The 14,406-nt window shown below is 72.2% G+C and carries 13 protein-coding genes and 1 pseudogene; 7 read left to right on the top strand and 7 right to left on the bottom strand.

What is annotated here, in order from left to right:
- Positions 1-457 precede the first annotated feature (457 nt).
- Together ACH4KB_RS22035 and ptsP are read left to right on the top strand one after the other, a co-directional pair.
- Positions 458-907 (top strand): PTS glucose transporter subunit IIA, encoded by a 450-nt coding sequence (locus ACH4KB_RS22035; RefSeq protein WP_397923136.1) that lies wholly within the window; start codon positions 458-460, stop codon positions 905-907.
- A 76-nt stretch (positions 908-983) separates the two neighbouring features.
- Positions 984-2,654, top strand: coding sequence for a phosphoenolpyruvate--protein phosphotransferase (gene ptsP / locus ACH4KB_RS22030; protein WP_398067567.1), 1,671 nt, complete (start codon positions 984-986; stop codon positions 2,652-2,654).
- 75 nt (positions 2,655-2,729) lie between these two features.
- Here the strand turns inward: ptsP and ACH4KB_RS22025 are convergent, their stop codons facing one another.
- Together ACH4KB_RS22025 and ACH4KB_RS22020 are read right to left on the bottom strand one after the other, a co-directional pair.
- Entirely contained in the window at positions 2,730-3,653 is a 924-nt protein-coding gene (locus tag ACH4KB_RS22025; RefSeq protein WP_398067566.1) for a hypothetical protein, read from the bottom strand.
- Positions 3,654-3,903: 250 nt separating this feature from the next.
- Positions 3,904-5,883, bottom strand: a complete 1,980-nt coding sequence (locus ACH4KB_RS22020) for an acetoacetate--CoA ligase (RefSeq protein WP_398067565.1) — start codon at positions 5,881-5,883, stop codon at positions 3,904-3,906.
- 218 nt (positions 5,884-6,101) lie between these two features.
- On the opposite strand from ACH4KB_RS22020, the gene ACH4KB_RS22015 reads away from it, so the two are divergent.
- Complete coding sequence (locus ACH4KB_RS22015) at positions 6,102-8,450, top strand: glycoside hydrolase family 31 protein (RefSeq protein ID WP_398067564.1); 2,349 nt, start codon at positions 6,102-6,104, stop codon at positions 8,448-8,450.
- Positions 8,451-8,562: 112 nt separating this feature from the next.
- On the opposite strand, the gene ACH4KB_RS22010 is transcribed toward ACH4KB_RS22015, so the two are convergent.
- Positions 8,563-9,129 (bottom strand): NUDIX domain-containing protein, encoded by a 567-nt coding sequence (locus tag ACH4KB_RS22010; protein ID WP_398067563.1) that lies wholly within the window; start codon positions 9,127-9,129, stop codon positions 8,563-8,565.
- 160 nt (positions 9,130-9,289) lie between these two features.
- Here ACH4KB_RS22010 and ACH4KB_RS22005 point away from each other — a divergent pair, with 160 nt between their 5' ends.
- The 4 genes from ACH4KB_RS22005 to ACH4KB_RS21990 all read left to right on the top strand — a co-directional run bounded on the left by ACH4KB_RS22005 (position 9,290) and on the right by ACH4KB_RS21990 (position 12,494).
- Positions 9,290-10,087, top strand: coding sequence for a M15 family metallopeptidase (locus tag ACH4KB_RS22005; protein ID WP_398067584.1), 798 nt, complete (start codon positions 9,290-9,292; stop codon positions 10,085-10,087).
- Between the two features lie 131 nt (positions 10,088-10,218).
- Positions 10,219-10,590: an Mpo1-like protein gene (locus ACH4KB_RS22000; RefSeq protein WP_398067562.1), complete on the top strand. Its 372-nt coding sequence runs from the start codon at positions 10,219-10,221 to the stop codon at positions 10,588-10,590.
- Positions 10,591-10,839: 249 nt separating this feature from the next.
- Entirely contained in the window at positions 10,840-11,307 is a 468-nt protein-coding gene (locus tag ACH4KB_RS21995) for a Zn-ribbon domain-containing OB-fold protein (RefSeq protein WP_398067561.1), read from the top strand.
- On the top strand, positions 11,304-12,494 hold the full coding sequence (locus ACH4KB_RS21990; protein ID WP_398067560.1) for a lipid-transfer protein: 1,191 nt from the start codon (positions 11,304-11,306) through the stop codon (positions 12,492-12,494). The genes ACH4KB_RS21995 and ACH4KB_RS21990 overlap by 4 nt, the downstream gene beginning before the upstream one ends.
- A 212-nt stretch (positions 12,495-12,706) precedes the next feature.
- On the opposite strand, the gene ACH4KB_RS21985 is transcribed toward ACH4KB_RS21990, so the two are convergent.
- From ACH4KB_RS21985 to ACH4KB_RS21970, 4 genes and pseudogenes are all read right to left on the bottom strand, one after another.
- Positions 12,707-13,315 carry an ATP/GTP-binding protein gene (locus ACH4KB_RS21985; protein WP_018960628.1) on the bottom strand — a complete coding sequence of 203 codons (609 nt, stop codon included), beginning with the start codon at positions 13,313-13,315 and terminating at the stop codon, positions 12,707-12,709.
- Positions 13,296-13,733, bottom strand: a complete 438-nt coding sequence (locus ACH4KB_RS21980) for a DUF742 domain-containing protein (protein WP_398067559.1) — start codon at positions 13,731-13,733, stop codon at positions 13,296-13,298. The genes ACH4KB_RS21985 and ACH4KB_RS21980 overlap by 20 nt, the downstream gene beginning before the upstream one ends.
- A gap of 11 nt (positions 13,734-13,744) precedes the next feature.
- On the bottom strand, positions 13,745-14,188 hold the full coding sequence (locus tag ACH4KB_RS21975) for a roadblock/LC7 domain-containing protein (RefSeq protein WP_398067558.1): 444 nt from the start codon (positions 14,186-14,188) through the stop codon (positions 13,745-13,747).
- Positions 14,185-14,406: pseudogene (locus ACH4KB_RS21970) on the bottom strand (hypothetical protein); the annotation flags it as partial. The pseudogene ACH4KB_RS21970 and the gene ACH4KB_RS21975, both read right to left, overlap by 4 nt.

Genomic DNA, 14,406 nt, shown 5'->3' with positions numbered 1-14,406 from the left:
GCGCTTCCCTTCGTTTTCTTCTTTGTCTTGCTGTCCTGCGTTTCCGACTCTATCAGACTCTTTCGTGTCCGATTCCCGGTCGAAGCGGGTCTCGCTTTTCGCTTTCCAGGTAATTAGCTTTCGCGTTTCCCCTTTCGGCGAGTCCGACTCTATCAGGCCTTTCCTGGCCCTCTGACCACGTCCTGCGGGCACGCCGAAGGGAGGCTCAAAGGTTAGGATCTGGGCTTGAAGGTCGCCGCCGACCCCCGACTCAAAGTCGCGTTGGGGTCAGGCAGGAGTACGACAGTACAGGCCACCGGGGATCGAGGCAAATCGTTTCTGGTGCACCCCTAGGCCCGCCAAGCGGTAGGTCTCGGGCGGAACCGGGACTTCATATGACTTACTCTGCTGAGCAGTACGCCGTCCCCCATCAGTCGCGGCGGCGACACCTGAATCTCCACCCCCTGGGAGGCTCCCCATGACCAACGTGACGTCCCCTCTTGCTGGACGCGCCATCGGACTCGCCGCGGTTCCCGACCCGGTCTTCTCGGGTGCGATGGTCGGTCCCGGCACCGCCATCGACCCCGTACGTGAGCCCTCCGAGGCTGTGTCCCCGGTCGACGGCATCGTCGTCTCCCTGCACCCCCACGCGTTCGTCGTGGTCGACGCGGAGGGGCACGGAGTCCTGACGCACCTCGGCATCGACACCGTCCAGCTCAACGGCGAGGGCTTCGAGCTCCTCGTGAACAAGGGGGACACGGTGACCCGGGGCCAGAGCATCGTGCGCTGGGACCCGGTCGCCGTCGAGGCCGCCGGCAAGTCACCCATCTGCCCGATCGTGGCCCTGGAGGCCACCGCGGAGTCGCTCTCCGATGTCCGTGAGGACGGGGACGTGAAGGTCGGCGACCCGCTGTTCGGCTGGCAGTGACGCCTCGGGCGCAGTGACAAGCCAGTTGCACAACCACCGCGGTGACTCGGTCACCGCACAACCGGAGACGGGTGAAATGGAGACAACGCTGCGAGGCGTCGGCGTGAGCCACGGTGTGGCCATCGGCGAGGTTCGGCACATGGGTACGGCGGTGCTGGAGCCGCCCGCCAAATCGATTCCCGCCGAGGAGGCCGGTCGCGAACAGGGGCGCGCCAGGCAGGCGGTGGAAGCGGTCGCCGCCGATCTGATCGCGCGCGGCAACCTCGCGGGCGGCGAGGCACAGCACGTGCTCGAGGCCCAGGCCATGATGGCGCAGGACCCCGAGCTGATGTCCGACGTCGATCGGCGGATCGCCGTGGGCAGCACCGCCGAGCGTGCGGTGTACGACGCGTTCGCCGCGTACCGGGCGCTGCTCGCCAATGCCGGGGAGTACCTGGCGGGGCGGGTCGCGGACCTCGACGACGTGCGGAACCGGATCGTGGCGCGGCTGCTCGGCGTGCCGATGCCCGGCGTGCCGGACAGCGACCAGCCGTACGTGCTGATCGCGCGCGACCTCGCGCCGGCCGACACCGCGCTCCTCGACCCGACGCTGGTGCTCGGCTTCGTCACCGAGGAGGGCGGGCCGACCAGTCACAGCGCGATCCTGGCGCGGGCGCTCGGCGTTCCCGCCGTGGTGGCGCTGCCGGGCGCCGGCGAGCTGGCCGAGGGCACGGTCGTCGCGGTGGACGGCAGCACGGGCGAGATCTTCGTCGACCCGAGCGACGAGAAGCGCGCCGAGCTGGAGAGTGCCGCCGCCGCTCGCAGGGCGGCGCTGTCCGCCTCGACCGGCCCGGGCGCCACGTCGGACGGGCACAAGGTGCCGCTGCTCGCCAATGTCGGCGGTCCGGGCGATGTGCCCGCGGCGGTCGAGGCGGGGGCGGAGGGGGTCGGGCTGTTCCGGACCGAGTTCCTGTTCCTGGACGACAGCAAGCAGGCTCCTTCCGAGGAGAAGCAGATCGCGGCCTACCGCGCGGTGCTGGAGGCGTTCCCCGAGGGGCGTGTCGTCGTGCGCGTGCTGGACGCCGGCGCCGACAAACCGCTGGACTTCCTGACGCCGGCCGACGAGCCGAACCCGGCGCTCGGCGTCCGTGGGCTGCGGAGCCTGCTGGACCACCCCGAGGTGCTGCGTACCCAGCTGACCGCGCTGGCGAAGGCCGCCGAGGGGCTGCCGGTGTACCTGGAGGTCATGGCCCCCATGGTGGCCGACCGCATCGACGCCAAGGCGTTCGCGGACGCGTGCCGCGAGGCCGGGCTGCGGGCGAAGTTCGGCGCGATGGTGGAGATCCCGTCCGCCGCTCTGCGGGCGCGGTCGATCCTCCAGGAGGTGGAGTTCCTGTCGCTGGGCACCAACGACCTGGCGCAGTACACCTTCGCGGCCGACCGTCAGGTGGGCGCGGTGTCGCGGCTCCAGGACCCGTGGCAGCCGGCGCTGCTGGATCTCGTGGCGCTGTCCGCCGACGCGGCTCGTGCCGAGGGCAAGAGCTGTGGGGTGTGTGGTGAGGCTGCGGCGGATCCGCTGCTGGCGTGTGTGCTGACGGGTCTGGGTGTCACCTCCCTGTCGATGGGCGCCGCGTCCATTCCCTATGTGCGGGCCACGCTGGCCAAGTACACGCTGGCGCAGTGCGAGCGGGCGGCGAACGCCGCTCGTGCGGCGGACTCGGCCGACGAGGCGCGGAGCGCCGCTCAGGCTGTGCTGTCCGGCGAGTAGCCGGGATTCCGCAGGTCGAGGAGGGGCTTTCCGCCGGGTGGCGGGAAGCCCCTCCTGCTGTGTTGGCTGGGCGGGTCAGTGGTGGGGCTCCGCCGGTTCCGCTCCGATGTCGAATCCCGCGCAGTACTCCACGCCGGATTCCGGGGAGACGGGCTCTCCGGTGTCCGCGTCGGTGCAGTAGGCGTTGAAGACCTCGCCCGCGGTGAGCGGGGCGAGGGCTCCGTGAGCCAGGCGCCAGCCGTGGACGCGGTCCGGGCTGTCGGGGGCGCTGGTGCGCAGGACGACTCCCCCGCGCGATTCCAGGGCGATGGCCACCGCGAGGACGGTGGCGAACTCCGCGCCCTCGGAGCTGTCGAGGCGGGCCGGTCCAGCGGTGTCGCGGTGGGTGTGGAGCACGGCCAGGAGCTGGTCGTTCTCCGTCGGGGTGCTGCACACCAGGTGGTGGGTGCCCGGTCCCGCCGCTGCCAGCAGGCGCGTGAGGAGGTGCGAGGCGCGGTCGAAGGCCGCGCGTCCGATGTCCTGGCCGCAGTCGGCGCAGGTGCCGAGGTCGGCGAGGAGGAGGGTGGCGTACTCCCAGGTGGCCTGGCGGACCGCTCGGGAGACGAGGACGGGGATGAGGTCGCTCAGGCGTTGGCCGGTGTAGGCGACCGTGGCTCCGGCGGCGGCGATCTCCGCGGTGAAGCGGCTGCGGCTGGCTCCGGTGTCGGCGTCGAGGCCCGATTCGGCACAGAACTCCGCGTAGTCCTCCGGGTCGAAGAGGGCGACGGTGGTGTGCACGCCTTGGGCCGCGAGCGCTTTGAGCAGGCCTTCGACCTGCTGGAGATAGACGGTGTGGTCGTCGAAGGCGAAGGTGCGGTAGCGCCGCATGGCCGCGAAGTCCTGTGCGTCGGTGAGGAGGCCGATCGTGCTGGGTGCTTCGCGGCGCAACGTGCGTCGCATGGTGGCGCTGTGCTTCGTGTGGTGGGTGGTGCTGTTCTCGGTGTGGCCGGTCTGCGCCATGTGTCCCCCTGTGCGCGGTGAATCCTTGCTCACTCAGAGTAATCAGGGGGACTGACAAGCGGGCTGCCCGGCTGCCTAGGTCCTGTCGTCCAACTGCCGCCGTCGCCCGGAGGGCGGCCCTGCGGGGTCAGGTGCGTGCTCTCGGCGTGCCGGGCTCACGTCCTCGTACTGGACGTACTCGGGCGTGTGCCCGGTGCGGCGAGAGCGCGTACATGGCGCCGCGGGGCAGACGGCAGTTTGACGACAGGGCCTAGCGGCGTCGGTTCGCGGCCAGTTCGGCGTAGAAGTGGAGGAGGTCGAGGTTGTCGACGGAGCCCGGGTTGACCGCCTTGGCCAGCTCGGTTCCCTGGAGGAGGCGCTTGACCGGGACCTCGATGCGCTTGCCGGTGAGGGTGTGCGGGATGGCGGGGACCTCGATGACCTCGTCCGGTACGTGGCGCGGGGAGAGGTTCTCGCGGATGGTCCGCTTGATCGCGTCGCGCAGCTCGTCGTCGAGGGTCGCGCCGTCGGCGAGGTGGACGAAGAGGGGCATCCAGTAGCCGCCGTCGGGTTCTTCGAGGCCGATGACGAGGGATTCGCGGATCTCGGGGAGCCGCTCGACGGCCTCGTAGATGTCGGCGGAGCCCATGCGGACGCCCTGGCGGTTCAGGGTGGAGTCGGAGCGGCCGTGGATGATCACCGAGCCGTGGTCGGTGAGGGTGATCCAGTCCCCGTGGCGCCAGACGCCGGGGTACATGTCGAAGTAGCTGTCGTGGTAGCGGCTGCCGTCGGGGTCGTTCCAGAAGCGGATCGGCATGGACGGGAGGGGGTTGGTGACGACGAGTTCGCCGACCTCGCCGATGAGCGGTTCGCCGGCCGGGTCCCAGGACTGGAGATCGGTGCCGAGGCAGGGGGCCTGGAGTTCGCCGATGTGGACGGGGAGAGTGGGGACGGCTCCGGCGAAGCAGCTGCAGACGTCGGTGCCGCCGCTGACGGAGGCGATCCAGAGGTCTTCGGCCACCTCGTCGTGGAGCCAGCGGAAGCCGTCGGGCGGGAGCGGGGAGCCGGTGGTGGCGACGCACTGGACGCGGGAGAGGTCGAAGTCGCGGCCGGGGTGGATGCCGGCCTTGCGGCAGGCCATGACGTACGCGGCGGAGGTGCCGTAGAGCGTCGCGCCGGTCTGTTCGGCGATCCGCCACTGCGCGCTGACGTCCGGATAGCCGGGGCTGCCGTCGTACAGGACGACGGTGGTGCCGGTGAGGAGGCCGGAGACGAGGAAGTTCCACATCATCCAGCCGGTGGAGGTGTACCAGAAGAAGCGGTCCTCGGGTCCGAGGTCGCAGTGCAGGCCGATCTGTTTGAAGTGTTCGAGCAGGATGCCGCCCTGGGACTGGACGATGGCCTTGGGCAGGCCGGTGGTGCCGGAGGAGTAGAGGACCCAGAGGGGGTGTTCGAAGGGGACCTGTTCGAAGACCGGCTCGGTGTCGGCGGAGGTGAGGGCGGCCCAGGCGAGCGCGCCTTCCGGGGCGTCGGTGCCGAGCAGCGGGATGTGGACGACCGCGCGCAGGGTGGGCAGTTCGCGGCGGAGTTCGGCGACGGTCTCGGTGCGGTCGTGTTCCTTGCCGCCGTAGCGGTAGCCGTCGACGGCGAACAGGACGACGGGTTCGATCTGCTGGAACCGGTCGAGGACGCTGCGGGCACCGAAGTCGGGGGCGCAGGAGGTCCAGATGGCGCCGACCGCGGCGGTGGCGAGGAAGGCGACGACGGCCTGCGGGATGTTGGGGAGGTAGCCGCTGACGCGGTCGCCGGGGGTGACGCCGAGGGCGCGGAGTTCGGCGGCGAGCGCGCCGACCTGGCGGCGGAGCTCGGCCCAGCTGACGGGGGACTGGGTGTGGGTCTCGTCGACGTACAGCAGGGCGGGGGTGTCCGCGCGGGCCGGGTCCTCGGCGGTGCGCAGGGCGTGTTCGGCGTAGTTGAGGGTGGCGCCGGGGAACCAGGTGGCGCCGGGCATCGCGCGGTCGCCGAGGACGCTCTCGTACGGCGTGGAGAAGCGGATGTCGAACCAGGCGGCGACGGCCTGCCAGAAGGTGTCGAGTTCGTCGACGGACCAGCGGTGCAGGGCCGCGTATCCGCCCTCGGCCGGAGCGCCGTACCGGGTCGCGGCCCAGTTCTGGAAGCGGGTGACGGCCGCGGCCTCGATGCGGTCGGGGCCTGGCTGCCAGAGCGGGGCGTCGGGCGTGGCTGCGGTCATGAGGGCTGCTCCCTGGCTGTACGGGTACGCGGGGTGGGCGTGTCGCGCGCACGGGCCGGGGTGTGCGCGTGAGCGGCTGACACGGACGATGCCATGTGATCGTCTTCGGCACCAGGGTGGCCCCCCGTCCCCGGGGTGCCGGGGAGCGGCGTCCGGCATGGGTGAACGGGAGTTGAACGGGAGGTTCTGCGGGTCGGGCGGGTGGCAGGGTGTGCGCCATGGACGGTCGTGACCTGGTGCGTCGGGTGAGGTTGGTCGGTTCGGTGCGGGGGCTGCGCACAGTGCGTTCGGCGTGGCGGCGGCGGTCCGCGGACGCGGCGGCGCTGCCGGCGCGCGGGGTGGAGCGGGCCCGGGTGCCCGGTGCGCTGACGGGTGCGGAGCCGGGCCCGGGTGGGGGTGTGGTGCGGTTCGCGCGTTCGGAGCTGCGTATCCGTGTGTCGGTGGGCGGTGCGGTGTTCTGGGCGTGGGACGGGGCGGAGCCGCTGCCGTCGTACGCGGTGGCGGGCGAGGCGCCCGCACCGGATCCGCGGGCGGTGCTGGAGCCGGACAAGGACGGCGGCTGGCAGGTGGTGTCGGAGCGGTTGACGGTGGTGGTGTCGCGGACCGGGGCGGTGGAGCTGCGGACGCCGGGTGGGTTGCTGCTGCGGCGGGAGCTGCCGCCGCGCTGGTGGGAGCCGGTGGGCGGGGGGCCGGTGCGGTGGGTGCAGCGCTCGGAGGTGCCGGCGGACGCGCGGTTCTTCGGGCTCGGGGGCCGGGCGGGCGGGCCCCGGTTGCGGGACGGGGTGTACGGGCTGTGGAACACCGATCCGGGCGGGCGTTTCGGTCCGGGGGACGATCCGCTGTATCTGACGATGCCGGTGCAGGTGGTGGTGGCGGACGCGGGGACGCATCTGGTGTTCCACGACAACAGCTGGGCGGGCCGGGTGGTGCTGCGGGAGGGCGAGGAGGGCGCCGGTTCGGGGCATGACCGGCCGGGCGGCTGCGAGGTGCGGATGGAGGGCGGGCCGCTGCGCTGCTGGGTGGTGGTGGGGACGCCGGCCCGGGTGCTCCAGGGGTGGACGGCGCTGACGGGTGCGCCGGCGCTGCCGCCGTCCTGGGCGCTGGGGCCGCAGCACGCCCGGTGGGGGTTCGGTAGCGAGCGTGAGGTGCGGCGGGTGGTCGACGGGTATCGGGAGCGGGGGTTGCCGTTGTCGGTGCTGCATCTGGACATCGACCACTACGACGGGCACCGGGTGTTCACGGTGGACCGTGCGCGGTTCCCCGGTCTGCCCGCGCTGGCGGAGGAGCTGCGCGAGGACGGGGTGCGGCTGGTGTCGATCGTGGATCCGGCGGTGAAGGCGGAGCCCGGCGACGCGGTGTTCGACGCGGGGGCGGCGGTCGGGGAGCGAGGGGCGTATGTCCGGGACGCGCGGGGGCGGGTGGTGGTCGGGGAGGTATGGCCGGGGGCCTCGGTCTATCCGGACTTCACTGATCCGCTTGTGCGGGATTGGTGGGGATCTCTGTACGAGGAGCGGCTTGCGCTGGGCTTCTCGGGGGTCTGGCACGACATGAACGAGCCGGTGTCGTTCGCGGCGTTCGGGGATCCGTCGCTGCCGCGTTCGGCCCGGCATGTGCTGGAGGGCGCGGGTGGTGACCATCGGGAGGCGCACAACGTGTACGCCCTGGCGATGGCGCGGGCGGGTTATGAGGGGCTGCTCCGGTTCCGTCCGGAGGAGCGGCCGTTCTTGTTCTCGCGGTCGGGCTGGGCGGGGATGCAGCGGTACGGGGGCACCTGGTCCGGTGATGTGTCGACGGGGTGGCCGGGGCTGCGGGCGTCGTTGTCGCTGGTGGTGGGGCTCGGGCTGTGCGGGGTGCCGTACTCGGGTCCGGATGTGGGCGGGTTCGACGGGTTCCCGTCGCCGGAGCTGTATCTGCGGTGGTTCCAGCTGGGGGCGTATCTGCCGTTGTTCCGGACCCATGCGGCGATCGACGCGGGGCGGCGGGAGCCGTGGGAGTTCGGCCCCGAGGTGTTGGAGCACGCGCGGGCGGCGCTGGTGGAGCGGGAGCGGCTGCGCCCGTACTTCGTGACGCTGTCGCATGTGGCGCGGATGACCGGTGCGCCCTATGTGCGGCCGATGTGGTGGGGCGCGCCGGGTGACCGGGCGTTGCGGGAGTGCGAGGACGCGTTCCTGTTGGGCGACGCGCTGCTGGTGGCTCCGGTGCTGGAGCCGGGGACGCGGCGGCGGGCGGTACGGCTGCCCCGGGGACGGTGGTACGACACGGCGACCGGGCGGGCGTACGAGGGCCCGGGCCAGGTTCTGGTCGACGCTCCGCTGTCGCGGGTGCCGGTGCTGGCGAGGGCGGGCGCGGTGATTCCGGTGCGGGGTGCGGACGGCGGCCCGGAGCTGGAGGTGTGGGCGCCCGCGCCGGGGCGTACCGGCGGCGGGCTGGTGGTGCGGGACGCGGGCGACGGGTGGGCGGAGGCGGAGGTCGAGCGGTATGTGTCGCGGTGGGAGGGCGACCGCGTGGTGGTGGAGCGGGACGGCACGGAGGGCGGGGTCGACTGTCCGGTACGGGTGCGGGGGTGAGGGGGTGAGGGGGCGGGCTTGAGGGGCTTTCGTTTGGAGCAGGTCGGATCAGGGGGCGGGGCGCTGCGCGTGCGTGTCCGTGTCCGTGTCCGCCGCGCGGGGCCCGGTGGCCTCAGCTGAGGCGGCCGGCGAACCAGGCGTCGGCCGCTTCCGTGTGCAGGGGGAAGGCCAGGGGGCGCGGGCCGTACAGGACTTCGTAGCCGGATGTCTCGTCGGTGGGGACCGAGGGCGGGAGGTTCGCGAGGGGGCGTGCCGGGAGAAGGCCGAAGACCAGGAGGTGGCCGGCGGTGTCGCTGAGGACGTCGGCGAGACGGACCTCGTCTGCGGCGGCCTCGATGCCGGTCTCCTCGCGCAGCTCCCTGACGACCGCCGCACGCCACTCCTCGGCATGGTCGATGAACCCTCCGGGCAGGGCCGTACCGCCCTTCTGCGGCTCGATGGTGCGGGTGATGACGACGAGCCCGGTGGAGCGCGGGCCGGTGACGGGGAGCAGCACCACCGCGACGGGGAGCGGGTTGCGGTAGGCGGTGGTTCCGCAGCGCGCGCAGGTGCGGGGCCAGGCGCCGGTGGACGGTAGCGCGGTGTACGGGGCTCCGCAGGTGCCGCAGTGGGAGTCCCGTACGTACCGGGGCGGCTGCGGGGCGGCGGTCGGGGATGGGCTGCTGCCGGGTTCGGACACGGGCGGACTGTATCGAACCGTCCTCCGACTTTCCGATCCTTCCGACTTTCCGGCCTTCCGGCGCTTTCGGCTCTCCGGCCGTCCCCGGTTTCCGGGGGAAGCGACGCCGTGTCCTTTCCCGGGAGCCACGAAGCTGATAGACGGTGTGCCCATGACAGGAATGCGTACCGCTCTGCGTGCTCTGGCCGCTACGGCCGCCGCCCTCCTCGCCGTCACCGCCCTCTCCCCCGCGGCACAGGCGCGCCCCGAACCGAAAGCTCCCGAGGAGTTCGTGGCGCTGCGCTCGGTGGACCCGACGATCATCCAGGAGATGCGTTACACCACGGCGCACACCTTCCTCGGCGAGCGGGTGGACGGATACCGGCAGCCGGTCTGCATCCTGACCCGGCCCGCCGCCCGTGCCCTGCACCTGGCGCAGCAACGGCTGTTGCGTCAGGGGTACTCGCTGAAGGTGTACGACTGCTACCGGCCGCAGCGGGCGGTGGACCACTTCGTGCGGTGGGCGAAGGACCTCGACGACCAGACCATGAAGGGGGAGTTCTATCCGCGGGTCGACAAGGACCGGCTGTTCGAGGACGGCTACATCGCGGAGAAGTCCGGGCACAGCCGGGGCAGCACGGTGGACCTGACCCTCGTCCGGCTCCCCGCCCTGCCGACCAGGCCGTACCGGCCGGGCGAGCGGCTGACCCCCTGCTTCGCGCCGAAGGACGTGCGGTTCCCCGACAACTCGGTGGACATGGGCACGGGTTACGACTGCTTCGACACCCTGTCACACACGGACGATCCCCGGATCCAGGGGCCTCAGCGCGCCAACCGGCAGTTCTTGAAGCGGACGTTGAGCGAAGTGGGGTTCGTGAACCTGCCGGAGGAGTGGTGGCACTTCACGTTCCGGCCGGAGCCGTTCCCGGACACCTTTTTCGACTTCCCGGTGCACCGCCGGTCGGTCGCCGGGCGCTGACCGAAAACAGTCCGCCCCGAGGCGCGGGAACGGGCGACCGGGACCACCCCCGTGGGCTCCGGCCGCCCGTTCTTCATCTCGGACGCGAAAGGGGCGTGTTCGGTTGCCGACCGGGCGGTTACGGTGCCCGTATGTCACAGCATACGTTCGATACGTACGAGGAATTCTGGCCGTACTACGTCGCGATGCACTCCCGTGCCGCCACCCGCTGGGTCCACCTCGCCGGCACCCTGACCGGGCTCGCGATCTCCGCGTACGGGCTCGCGCGGGGCCGGAAACGCTATCTCGCGGCCCTGCCCCTGATCGGTTACGGCACGGCGTGGCCCGCGCATTTCCTGATCGAGAAGAACAACCCGGCCACGTTCGGGCATCCGGCGTGGTCGCTGCGCGGTGACGCGCAGATGATCCGGACGATGCTCGCGGGCCGGGACGCGGAGCTGGCGGAGACCGCGGCGAAGTGGCTGGCGGAGCACGGCGAGGACGGGAGCATCGGCGGGGGGTGAGCACGGGCAGGGGGTGAGCACGGGCAGGGGGTGAGCACAGGCAGGGGCTGAACACAGGCAGGGGCTGAACACAGGCAGGGGCTGAACACAGGCAGGGGCTGAGCACGGGCGGGGCGGGGACGGGCGCGGCTATGACCCGGAGCGGCCGGGGTCGGGCCCGTCCAGGTTCGGCGGGCCGGACCCCTCGCCGGACAGGGGCGCCCGTGGCACACTTCTGACGTTCCGTCAGATTCAGTGCCGGGAGGGGCTTTGTCGCGCACGCGCATACCCGTGGTGGCCGGTTGGTTCACCGAGGACGCCTCGGAGGAGGATTTCCGGCTGCTGGGCACCCGGTGCTCCGGCTGCCGGTCGGTGCACTTCCCCCGGGAGGACGGCCACTGCCGCAACCCTGGCTGCCCCGGAGGCGAGCTGGAGGAGGCTCCGCTGTCGAAGCGGGGCACGGTGTGGTCCTGCACCGACGGGCGCTATCGCCCTCCTCCCCCGTACGTCAGCGACTCCGGGGCGCCCTGGACTCCGTACACCCTGGTCGCCGTCGAGCTGGCCGCCGAGCGCATGGTGGTACTGGGGCAGGCCGCCCCCGGCGTGGGCGTGGCCGATCTTCCCGTCGGCTCGGTGGTGGAGGTCGTACCGGGAGTCCTGGACGAGGACCGGGCGACGGGAGTCGTCCACACGACCTGGCACTGGCGTCCCGTCGCGGCGGCGGGGGCCGGTTCATGACCGGCGACGTGGCCGTCCTCGGGGCCGGGATGCACCCGTGGGGCAAGTGGGGGCGTGGGTTCGTCACGTACGGGCGGATCGCCGCGCACGCCGCCCTCGCGGACGCGGGCATCGGCTGGCCCGAGGTCCGGTCGGTGGTCGGCGCGCAGACGGTGCGCGGGGGCTATCCGGGGTACGTGGCGGGGGCGACGTTCGCCCGGGCGCTCGGGTGGCAGGGGGCGCGGGTGGCGTCCGTGTACGCGGCCTGCGCCTCCGGGGCGCAGGCGATCGACACGGCGCGGGCGCAGATCCTGGCGGGTCTGGCGGACGTGGTGCTGGTGGTGGGGGCCGACGCGGCGCCCAAGGGGTTCTTCGCCCCGGCCGGCGGGGAGCGGCCGGACGACCCGGACTGGCTGCGCTTCCGGGTGCTCGGGGCGACGAATCCGGCGTACTTCGGGCTGTACGCCCGCCGCCGCATGGCGCTGTACGGGGAGACCCAGGAGGACTTCGCGCTGGTCAAGGTGAAGAACGCGGCGGCGGGCGCGCTGAACGAGTACGCCCGCTACCGGGCACCGGTGACAGCCGAGGAGGTCGCCGCCTCCGCGATGGTCGCCGATCCGCTGCGGCTGCTGGACATCTGCGCCACGTCCGACGGAGCCGCCGCCCTGGTGCTGTCCAGCATGGGGTTCGCGCGGCGGCGCGGGGTGGCGGATCCGGTGCGGATCCGGGCTGTCTCCACCGTGACGCCGACGTTCCCGAGGACCGTCCTGGACCTGCCGGACATCGGCACGGACTCGGCCGTGGCCGTGGCCCCCTCCCCCGAGAGCTTCCGGGCCTCGATCGCACGGAACGCGTACGAGGAGGCGGGGATCGGGCCGGAGGATCTCTCGCTGGCCGAGGTCTACGACCTGTCCACGGCCCTGGAGCTGGAGTGGTACGAGGACATCGGGCTCTGCGGTCCCGGCGAGGGGGCGAAGCTGCTGCGGACGGGAGCGACCGCGCTGGGCGGCCGGGTTCCGGTGAACGCGAGCGGCGGTCTGGCCTCGTTCGGCGAGGCGGTGCCGGCCCAGGCCATCGCGCAGGTCTGCGAGCTCACCCGGCAGTTGCGCGGGCGGGCCGGGGAGCGGCAGATACCTGGCGCACGGGTCGGCCTCACGGCGAACCAGGGGCTGTTCGGGCACGGCTCGGCGGTGGTGGCGGTCCGTTGAGCCGGCCGCCCCCACCAGGTTTTCCCTGCCCTTTACTTGACCGGGCGTCACCGCCGCAGAACACTCGGGGCCCGGCCCGCCGGACGACGTGCGGCCCGTACCCCAGTCGGCGGGGGTACGGGCCGTACGCGTGTCTGCCGGCGGGGGTACGCGGGTCTGCCGGCGGTGTACGGGCCGTACGCGTGTCAGGGCGTGCTGGGGCATCTCCCGGCTCAGGTGGTGACGGGTTCGCGGGCCCGTGCCGCGCGCTCCAGGGCGTGCTCCACGACCGCGACCAGGACGTCGCGGACGGAGGACCGGTCCCGCGCGTCGCAGACGAGCACCGGGACCTCGGGGTCGAGGTCGAGGGCGGCCTGCACGGTCTCCGTCGGGAACCGCTCGGCGCCCTCGAAGGTGTTGACCGCGACCGTGAACGGGATCCGCCTGCGCTCGAAGTAGTCGACCGCGGCGAAGCAGTCCTCGAGACGCCGGGTGTCGGCGAGGACGACCGCGCCCAGGGAGCCCTGGGCCAGTTCGTCCCACAGGAACCAGAAGCGGTCCTGGCCCGGCGTGCCGAACAGATAGAGGACCAGGTCCTCCCGCAGCGTGATCCGGCCGAAGTCCATCGCGACCGTGGTGGTGGTCTTGGACTCGACCCCCGCCAGATCGTCCACCGGGCGGCCCGCCTCGGTGAGGCGTTCCTCGGTGCGCAGGGGCCTGATCTCGCTGACCGAGCCGACCGCGGTCGTCTTGCCGACGCCGAACCCTCCCGCCACCAGGATCTTCAGGGTGACGGGCTCGACGTGCCGCTGCTTACGGCGGCTAGAGCGCCCGAAGGCCATTGATAACCTCGCGAAGAATGTTCACGTCCGGCAACTCGGCCGGCGGAACGGGACGGGTGACGTGCACCAGCTCGTCCTCGACGAGATCGCCCACCAGGACCCTTACCACCCCTACGGGAAGGTCGAGTTCGGCGGCGAGCTCGGCGATCGACTGGGGCATGTCGCTGCAGAGTTCGACGATCGCCACGTGTTCGGGGGCGAGCGTCTGGTCCCGGCCTGGGTCGTCGGCGGCCGGTTCCGGCACGACGAGCGCGATCAGGTCGAGGCGGTGCCGGGAGGCGCTGCTGGTGCGCCCGCGGGTCATCGCGTACGGGCGGACCACCGGTCCCGCCTCCGCGTCGTACCACCGCGAGAGCTGGGGGTCGACGGAGCCGTCCGTGGATCCCGGGCCGGTGCCCCGGGGGGAGTCGGCGCTCATGCCCGCCACCCTCACCCTCCGGCGGGCAGACCGGTCGTCCGTGGGGCGTTGGCCAGATGGGCCCCCACGCGCTTGACCATCAGTGTCATCTCGTACGCGACCTGCCCCACGTCGGAGTCGGCGTCCGCCAGGACGGCGAGACAGCTCCCGTCGCCGGCGGCCGTGACGAAGAGGAAGGCCTCGTCGAGTTCGACGACGGTCTGGCGGACCCGGCCCGCGTCGAAGTGGTGGCCCACTCCCTTGGCGAGGCTGTGGAACCCGGAGGCGACGGCGGCGAGATGTTCGCTGTCCTCACGGGTCAGGTCTGCCGAGGCGCCGGTGGCGAGACCGTCGCTGGAGAGCACCAGCGCCTTGCGGATGCTGGCGACGCGCTGGACGAGCTCGTCGAGCAGCCAGTTCAGTTCGCCCGATCCCTGGCGTGCGGGGTTGTGTGCTGCGGCGTTCGGTGCGGTCATCGACCGTCCCCTCCCGGAGTGGTTCCTGGTGCTGTGCCACCGGGGCCGCCGGTGTCTTCGGTGTTCGCGATGGATTCGGTGTGCTTGGTGGATTCGGTGTGCTCGGTGCGATCGGTGTGCTTGGTGGGATCGGTGTTCGCGGTGGGATCGGTGTTCGCGGTGGGATCGGTGTTCGCGGTGGGATCGGTGTTCGCGGTGGGATCGGTGTTCGCGGTGGG

It is taken from the genome of Streptomyces sp. NPDC017520, assembly GCF_044329855.1.
GTDB lineage: Bacteria > Actinomycetota > Actinomycetes > Streptomycetales > Streptomycetaceae > Streptomyces.
Note: the sequence above shows the minus strand (reverse complement) of the source record. Positions and strands in the feature narration are given on the sequence as shown.

What these genes read in the sequence shown, in the direction of transcription:
- ACH4KB_RS22035 (WP_397923136.1), top strand. Translation starts at nt 458, where the DNA reads ATGACCAACGTGACGTCCCCTCTTGCTGGACGCGCCATCGGACTCGCC.
- ptsP (WP_398067567.1), top strand. Translation starts at nt 984, where the DNA reads ATGGAGACAACGCTGCGAGGCGTCGGCGTGAGCCACGGTGTGGCCATC.
- ACH4KB_RS22025 (WP_398067566.1), bottom strand. Translation starts at nt 3,653, where the DNA reads ATGGCGCAGACCGGCCACACCGAGAACAGCACCACCCACCACACGAAG.
- ACH4KB_RS22020 (WP_398067565.1), bottom strand. Translation starts at nt 5,883, where the DNA reads ATGACCGCAGCCACGCCCGACGCCCCGCTCTGGCAGCCAGGCCCCGAC.
- ACH4KB_RS22015 (WP_398067564.1), top strand. Translation starts at nt 6,102, where the DNA reads ATGGACGGTCGTGACCTGGTGCGTCGGGTGAGGTTGGTCGGTTCGGTG.
- ACH4KB_RS22005 (WP_398067584.1), top strand. Translation starts at nt 9,290, where the DNA reads ATGCGTACCGCTCTGCGTGCTCTGGCCGCTACGGCCGCCGCCCTCCTC.
- ACH4KB_RS22000 (WP_398067562.1), top strand. Translation starts at nt 10,219, where the DNA reads ATGTCACAGCATACGTTCGATACGTACGAGGAATTCTGGCCGTACTAC.
- ACH4KB_RS21990 (WP_398067560.1), top strand. Translation starts at nt 11,304, where the DNA reads ATGACCGGCGACGTGGCCGTCCTCGGGGCCGGGATGCACCCGTGGGGC.
- ACH4KB_RS21985 (WP_018960628.1), bottom strand. Translation starts at nt 13,315, where the DNA reads ATGGCCTTCGGGCGCTCTAGCCGCCGTAAGCAGCGGCACGTCGAGCCC.
- ACH4KB_RS21980 (WP_398067559.1), bottom strand. Translation starts at nt 13,733, where the DNA reads ATGAGCGCCGACTCCCCCCGGGGCACCGGCCCGGGATCCACGGACGGC.
- ACH4KB_RS21975 (WP_398067558.1), bottom strand. Translation starts at nt 14,188, where the DNA reads ATGACCGCACCGAACGCCGCAGCACACAACCCCGCACGCCAGGGATCG.